This is a genomic window from Bacillus sp. 05T31 (assembly GCF_056396725.1).
Genome location: NZ_JBFTMA010000184.1, coordinates 1 through 6,879, shown reverse-complemented (window position 1 = coordinate 6,879; position 6,879 = coordinate 1). Strand labels below are relative to the sequence as shown.

The following is a 6,879-nucleotide window of genomic DNA, read 5'->3' as shown; positions in this document are numbered from 1 at the left end:
CGTGGCTTCGGATTCATACGCTCAATTCTGTTTCTAACTTTCTTGAGCATCGCAAGCGAATAGCCACCGAATACATAGGACGCGCTCGTTTCAAGAACATCAATATATTTGGGTAGTGACACAAAAGCGTCAACGTTTGTTTCCACGATTAATTTGTTTGTCAAATCTATATTTTGTAGAACTTTTTGAAATTGAAAATTACTTTTTTCAAATAAGTTAATCATTTTCGGATTAATCTCTTTAATCGTTTCTTTATCGTAAAAATAAGATGGATAAGGAGACGTCTCGTACAAGTTCGCGGTAATAATAATACCATCATCGATAGTTGCCTCGTATCCACAGGTACAAGTTAAACTCCCCGTGTGAATGTAGACTTTTTTAATCGTTACATCCTTCATTTCAAGTGGAATGTGGCACTTCGGACAATAGAGCAGATTTACAAAGTCAAGCGGGATTCCTGTAATATTCTCTTCTTTTGTTGAAGGTGAGCTTGTTTGAACTGCTTTTTCAATCAATTGGATAGCTTTTGATATGTCTTCTTTTTTCTTAGTCAGCTCATTCTTTTTATCATTGAGCAAGTTGTTGTAGTAGTCGATATCCTCATGGTCCGAGAAGTTTGTGACACGCCGATACGATAAAATTTGTTGGATTTCTATCAATGAAAAATGAAATTTTTTCAGCTCAGTAATAAAAGCCATGTCGTCTAAACACAATTGGTTCATTTGATACTGGGTGTTTTTTTTGTCTGGTATTAATAATCCTAGTTCAATGTAATAACGTACGGTATCAGTTGTAACATGAAAAAGCTTCGCAAATGTACCAATTTTCATAGATGTCCCCTCCAATAAAAAAAGTGGTGTTACTCCACTTTTTTCGCAAAAATGAATTCAAAAACCTCTCAAATGGCTATTGACTTGGAGGAAGCTCCAAGTCATATGATAATCATAATAAGTTTGAATATTTAGAATATTTTTGACTGTATTGTAACATACATGTCACGAAAGGAGAAGGATTAGCTATGGATAAGATGGATCGAATGGATACTCTCTCACTGTGGAAAGCAACTGCGAACAGCTATGACAAAGGAAAACCTCTTGAAGGAAATGAAGAGGCGGATGTTGTCATTATTGGCGCAGGTTTCACAGGTCTTTCTTCTGCATATCATTTGCAAAAGTTAGGGAAGAGTGTCATTGTCCTTGAGCAGGAAACAATCGGATATGGCGCAAGTGGTCGTAACGGCGGGATGGTATTGCCAGGCTATAAGCCAACGATGCAGGAGCTTGCTAAGAAGTATGGTGCCGAAGAGGCGAGACAACTTAACGATCTTTCGCTGCTTAGTGTTGAACTAGTTAAAAACATCATCGATGAGCATCAAATCAACTGTAACTTTAGAAAGACAGGTCACATTGTGGCGGCTTACAAAGCCAAGCATTTTGAAGGATTGAAACTTGAAAGTGAATACTTAAACAAAAACTTTGGATATGAATGTAGCGTGCTTAATCGAAGTCAGTTGCATAAAGAAATTGATTCCCCACAATATTATGGTTGCTTAGTCGACGACTCGAGCTACTCGTTCCAACCATTGAACTATGCAATTGGTTTGGGAGAAGCAGCTAAATCGATCGGTGCAAAAATCTTTGAGCATACGAAAGCACTATCTATTGAGTACGGCCAAAACAGTGTGAAAGTTGTCACAGAAAAAGGTGCTGTTACAGCGAAAGACATTATTGTGGCTACAGATGGTTACTCTGGAAAAATCATGACTGAACTGAATAAAGGCGTACTGCCAATTTCGGCACGTATTATTGCTACTGAACAGCTTCCAGAATCGCTGGTGAATACCGTCATTCCTAATGATCGCATGGTTTTTGATACAAGCAGTTTCCTTTACTATTTCAGGCGCACACCAGATAATCGGATCGTATTTGGCGGTGGTGATATTCGTCCAAACTTAGGTGATGCTGTTTATCAAAGTGTTTACGATGCCATGGTTAAAATAATGCCAAAACTAGCAGGAAGTAAGATTGATTACCGGTGGGGTGGATTTATCGGGGTTACGATTGATACGTTCCCGGTTATTGGCAGATCCAAAGAAGGCGCATATTTCGCAACGGGTTATACGGGCCACGGCGCGTCTCTTTCGACATTGTTTGGTAATTTATTGGCACAATGGATCGTTACGGGGAGTGCAGGTGGATATCGATTTGAAAAGGAACGCCTCAAATCATTCCCGTTCTATAATCAGAAAACGATGCTGGTCAATATAGCACATATTGGTTTCAAAATGTTAGATATTATTGCGTAAAGGAGAGTTGTTATGAAAATTAACATGTTCATTGACGGGAAATGGGTAGAAGCATTATCGGGTGCTAGACGAAACATTATCAATCCTGCAACCAGTGAGGTTATCGCAACGTCAGCTCATGGATCAGAAGACGATGCGAAGGTAGCAATTAAGGCGGCTCGTAAAGCGTTTGACAGCGGAATCTGGTCGGATTTATCGGCTGAGGAAAGAGCTGACTATCTATATAAGATTGCAGATCGTCTTGAAGAGAAGACAGCTGAAATTGCACGTTTGGAAACTGCAAATAACGGTAAGGTTATTCGTGCAACAACCCATGTAGATATTCCTGTATCGATTGAATGCTTCCGCTATTATGCTGACTCGATCAAAGGTATGAAAAAGGAATCTTACACGCGTGCTGATTCTTCGGAAACGATTATTATTCATGAACCGATTGGTGTTTGTGGACTTATTGTACCTTGGAACTTCCCGCTTATGTTAGCTGTTTGGCAAATTGCTCCTGCACTTGCCACAGGGAATACAATTGTAATTAAACCTGCTGATGTCACTCCTGTAAGCGTATTCAAATTATTTGAAATTATCGAGGAGGTTGGACTTCCAGACGGAGTGGCAAACTTAGTATTGGGACCTGGCTCAAAGGTTGGGAATGAGCTTGCAGAGAGTCACGATGTTGACAAAGTTGCCTTTACCGGTGGAACAAAAACAGGTCAAAGTATTATGCGCGCAGCTGCGGGCAATATGAAAAAAGTCACACTTGAATTAGGCGGGAAATCTCCACTTATTGTGTTTGACGATGTGGATTTTGAAACGGCAGTCGATAATGCGATGTTTGGTATTTTCCACAACGCTGGGCAAGTTTGTTCAGCTGCATCCCGTTTGCTTGTACAAGAGACCATTTACGATAAGTTTGTTGAAAGATTGGCCGAGCGTGCGAACAAAATTGTAGTTGGAAACGGAGAAAGCGAGAATATCGAAATGGGAGCTCTCACAACCGAGTCTCATATGAATGACGTTTTACATTATATAAAGAGTGGAATTGAAGAAGGTGCAAAATTAGTTTGTGGTGGTAAACGTTTAACAGAAAATGGGCTTGATCGAGGGTTTTTCATCGCACCAACAATCTTTGCTGATGTAAATGCAGATATGCGTATTGTTAAGGAAGAGATTTTTGGCCCAGTCCTTGTTGTCCAGAAATTTAAAGATGAGGAAGATGCCATCCAAAAAGCGAATGATTCCATTTATGGATTAGCCGGTGCTGTATTTACTGAAGATATGGACCGAGCAAAACGTGTCATTGGTAAATTGCGTGCAGGAATTACTTGGATTAATAGTTATCATCTTGCCTATGTTGAAGGTCCTTGGGGCGGATATAAGCAAAGTGGAATCGGTAGAGCGTTAGGTGTTGCCGGACTGGAGCACTTTATGGAAACGAAGCAAATCAATATCCACCAGCATGCAAATCCGGTAGGGTGGTATGCGAATTAATTGAGCTTAATTTGCTATATAAATTAATTATAAGGGGATATGCTCATGAAAAAAGTGGACAACCGTCCGTCGTTGAAAATAGAGCAACCAGAAGTAATGAATAAGCGGGTGTCTGATTCAGTGCTGGGAACCAAAAGTATTCCGTTACTATATTTACGGTTTGCTTTGGCAGGAATTATGGCTAACGTAATTCTAGGAGTTGTATCGGTTGTCGATGGTTATTTCGTCAGTGGCTTTCAGGAGCTGGAAATCGAAGGGATCGGAATTGGATTTACGGTCATGGTTATTACCCGTATGATTGGTGTTCTTTTGGGTGTGGGAGCCGGAGCGGTCATTTCACTTCGACTTGGAAAAGGGAAGATCGAAGAAGCTAGAAGTATTATGGGACAAACTTTATGGTTTACTCTTTTCCTTTCTACTTTGATAGCTGTACTTGGATTGGTCTTTGAAAATGAAATTATGATTTTATTCGGAGCAAGTGATGAAGCGCTCCCGTATGCGGTGCAATATAGCCGACTGCTATGGATTTCGTTGCCATTAACGATATTGGCCGTTGTATTAAGTATTTTAACTAATATTGATGAAAAACCTGGATTATCAATGAACAGTTGGCTAGTCGCAGCAGCTGTTGCTGGGATTACAGAGTGGATTATGGTAACGAAGTATGACATGGGGATGATGGGTTCTTCATGGGCCAATACGATTTCGCAATCGATCCCTGTTCTCCTAATCTTTTATTTCTGGTTTGGTAAAACAAAACTTAAGCCGAAAATGAAAGATATGATGATTAATCTCAAGACGATTGGTGAAGTAGCTTGGACAGGCTTTGCATCTTTCTCGAGTCAGTTTATGATGTTTTTTGCCATTATTATCTTCAACAACTTACTACAAAGCTACGGTGGTGGGCTGCACGTTGCCGCTTTCACGATTCAAAACGGTTATATTACAAATTTGCTCGCCTTAGCAGCACTCGGCGGGATGACAGGACTTCAACCGATTATTAGTTATAATTACGGTGCGGGAAACCTTGATCGTGTTAAGCAAGCAATTAAGATGGGGCTCATTTTTACAGTTTCCTTCTTTGTGATTGTGACAGCCATACTAATCATTTTTGCAGATCCAGTAGTGTCATTTTTCTCCGGTGGTAATCCTGAATTGCARAAACTGGGCATTTGGACGACAGTTGTATTCAATTSTTTGTTTAYGCTTARTGCAGTTAGCYTGCTTATCTCCGGTTATTTCGAATCRCAAGAGAGAAAYTGGWYCGCAACGTTTATTAATGTTAGCAAAATGCTGTTGTTCTTGTTCCCATTTCTATTTATTTTCCCGAAATTCTGGGGTGTGGAAGGTGTATGGTACGCAGGTCCTGCTGCAGAAATTCCAGGCGTTCTCATTGCCATATACTTTATGAGAAAAGAGTTCAAACGTTTAAAGGTTACCAATGTTAATACAGATACCAATGTTAAAACAGTAGATTTATAGGAACGTATTCCGTCAAAATTACTAATAAGAGAGAGGGTTATCATCATGTTTTTTGCGAAAAAACTTACAGCAGAAGAAGCAGAGCAACTAGGTGCCTACACATGGGAACCATGGATAGGCGAACCGAATAAAGGAACGTGGCATGTAGAAGAGCAGGAAGTTTTCTATGTGACAGACGGTGAAGTGTTTATTACTGTTGATGGAAAAAGGCATCATCTTACAAAGGACTGGATTGTTTCCTTGGCTAAGGACCTTGTTTGTGAATGGGATTGTCCAGTATTTTTGAAAAAGAATTATAAGATGAACCATGAGATTAATCTGAAATAATGTGAACTGTGGTGGAGTGGACAAATGCTGAGCAGATGACTGCTCCTGCGTATGCAATGGATAAAATTAAGATTAGTAATGTTGAAGAAATGTATTGTAAATAAGTTTACATACCGTCAAATGAATGCGCTTTCTTTTGTGAGTGTAATAAATACATAGGACGGTTATTTTAAAATAGGAGGTTTCACCATGGTAGTAACGAAAAATGTACAAACGTTGAAAAATTATATTGGCGGACAATGGATAGAATCCACAAGTAAACAAGTTGAAGAGGTACCAAATCCAGCTACAGGAGAGATTATTGCCCATGTGCCGCTTTCGACTAAAGAAGATGTAGATAGAGCTGTAGCAACTGCTAAAGAAGCATTCAAAACATGGAGAAAGATCGCTGTTCCTCGGCGTGCTCGGATTCTCTTTCGCTATCAACAGCTATTGATTGAAAACTGGGAAGAGTTAGCTAAACTCGTAACCTTGGAAAACGGAAAAAGTTATAAAGAAGCATATGGTGAAGTGCAGCGGGGGATTGAATGTGTTGAATTTGCCGCAGGTGCACCCACTTTAATGATGGGAGAGCAACTTCCTGATATTGCTACTGGTGTTGAATCAGGGATGTATCGTTACCCAATCGGAGTAATCGCTGGAATAACGCCATTTAACTTTCCAATGATGGTGCCATGCTGGATGTTTCCACTTGCGATTGCATGCGGAAATACGTTTGTATTAAAACCATCTGAAAGAACACCGCTATTGGCTAATCGCATAGCTGAACTATTTAAAGAAGCAGGTCTTCCAGATGGCGTGCTAAATATTGTGCATGGTGCACATGACGTCGTTAACGGCATTCTTGACAATGAGGATGTGAAAGCTGTATCTTTCGTTGGTTCTCAACCTGTGGCTGAGTATATATAAAACAGCAGCAGCTAACGGTAAACGTGTACAAGCTCTTGCAGGGGCAAAAAATCATTCGATCGTATTAAAAGATGCGGACATTAGTTCTACAGTGAAAGAAATTACAAGTGCTGCTTTCGGTTCAGCTGGTGAACGATGCATGGCTGCGGCTGTTGTTGTCGTGGAAGAAGACGTTGCAGATGAACTCGTTAATAGACTGCTTCAAGAGGCTAATGCTATTACTATTGGTAATGGATTGGAAGAAGGTGTTTTCCTTGGTCCCGTTATTCGTGAAGGACATAAAGAGCGGACACTCGGATACATTCAATCCGGTGTAGAACAGGGAGCGACACTTATTCGTGACGGACGTGAAGACGATGCAGCAAACAACC

At 40.3% G+C, this 6,879-nt stretch carries 5 protein-coding genes and 1 pseudogene; 5 read left to right on the top strand and 1 reads right to left on the bottom strand.

Going from position 1 to position 6,879, the window contains the following annotated elements:
- On the bottom strand, positions 1–830 hold an 830-nt coding region (locus AC1DJR_RS13385; RefSeq protein ID WP_477002792.1), incomplete at its 3' end, for a MerR family transcriptional regulator.
- Between the two features lie 188 nt (positions 831–1,018).
- Between AC1DJR_RS13385 and AC1DJR_RS13380 the strand changes: the two genes are divergently transcribed.
- From AC1DJR_RS13380 to AC1DJR_RS13360, 5 genes and pseudogenes are all read left to right on the top strand, one after another.
- Positions 1,019–2,305, top strand: a complete 1,287-nt coding sequence (locus AC1DJR_RS13380; protein WP_429687931.1) for an NAD(P)/FAD-dependent oxidoreductase — start codon at positions 1,019–1,021, stop codon at positions 2,303–2,305.
- 12 nt (positions 2,306–2,317) lie between these two features.
- Positions 2,318–3,790 carry an aldehyde dehydrogenase family protein gene (locus tag AC1DJR_RS13375; RefSeq protein ID WP_429687933.1) on the top strand — a complete coding sequence of 491 codons (1,473 nt, stop codon included), beginning with the start codon at positions 2,318–2,320 and terminating at the stop codon, positions 3,788–3,790.
- A gap of 45 nt (positions 3,791–3,835) precedes the next feature.
- A complete protein-coding gene (locus tag AC1DJR_RS13370) occupies positions 3,836–5,272 on the top strand; it encodes an MATE family efflux transporter (protein ID WP_477002791.1) in 1,437 nt (478 codons plus the stop codon).
- A 45-nt stretch (positions 5,273–5,317) separates the two neighbouring features.
- Positions 5,318–5,599 carry a cupin domain-containing protein gene (locus AC1DJR_RS13365; RefSeq protein ID WP_429687935.1) on the top strand — a complete coding sequence of 94 codons (282 nt, stop codon included), beginning with the start codon at positions 5,318–5,320 and terminating at the stop codon, positions 5,597–5,599.
- Between the two features lie 189 nt (positions 5,600–5,788).
- Positions 5,789–6,879: pseudogene (locus AC1DJR_RS13360) on the top strand (aldehyde dehydrogenase family protein); the annotation flags it as partial.

What these genes read in the sequence shown, in the direction of transcription:
- AC1DJR_RS13380 (WP_429687931.1), top strand. Translation starts at nt 1,019, where the DNA reads ATGGATAAGATGGATCGAATGGATACTCTCTCACTGTGGAAAGCAACT.
- AC1DJR_RS13375 (WP_429687933.1), top strand. Translation starts at nt 2,318, where the DNA reads ATGAAAATTAACATGTTCATTGACGGGAAATGGGTAGAAGCATTATCG.
- AC1DJR_RS13365 (WP_429687935.1), top strand. Translation starts at nt 5,318, where the DNA reads ATGTTTTTTGCGAAAAAACTTACAGCAGAAGAAGCAGAGCAACTAGGT.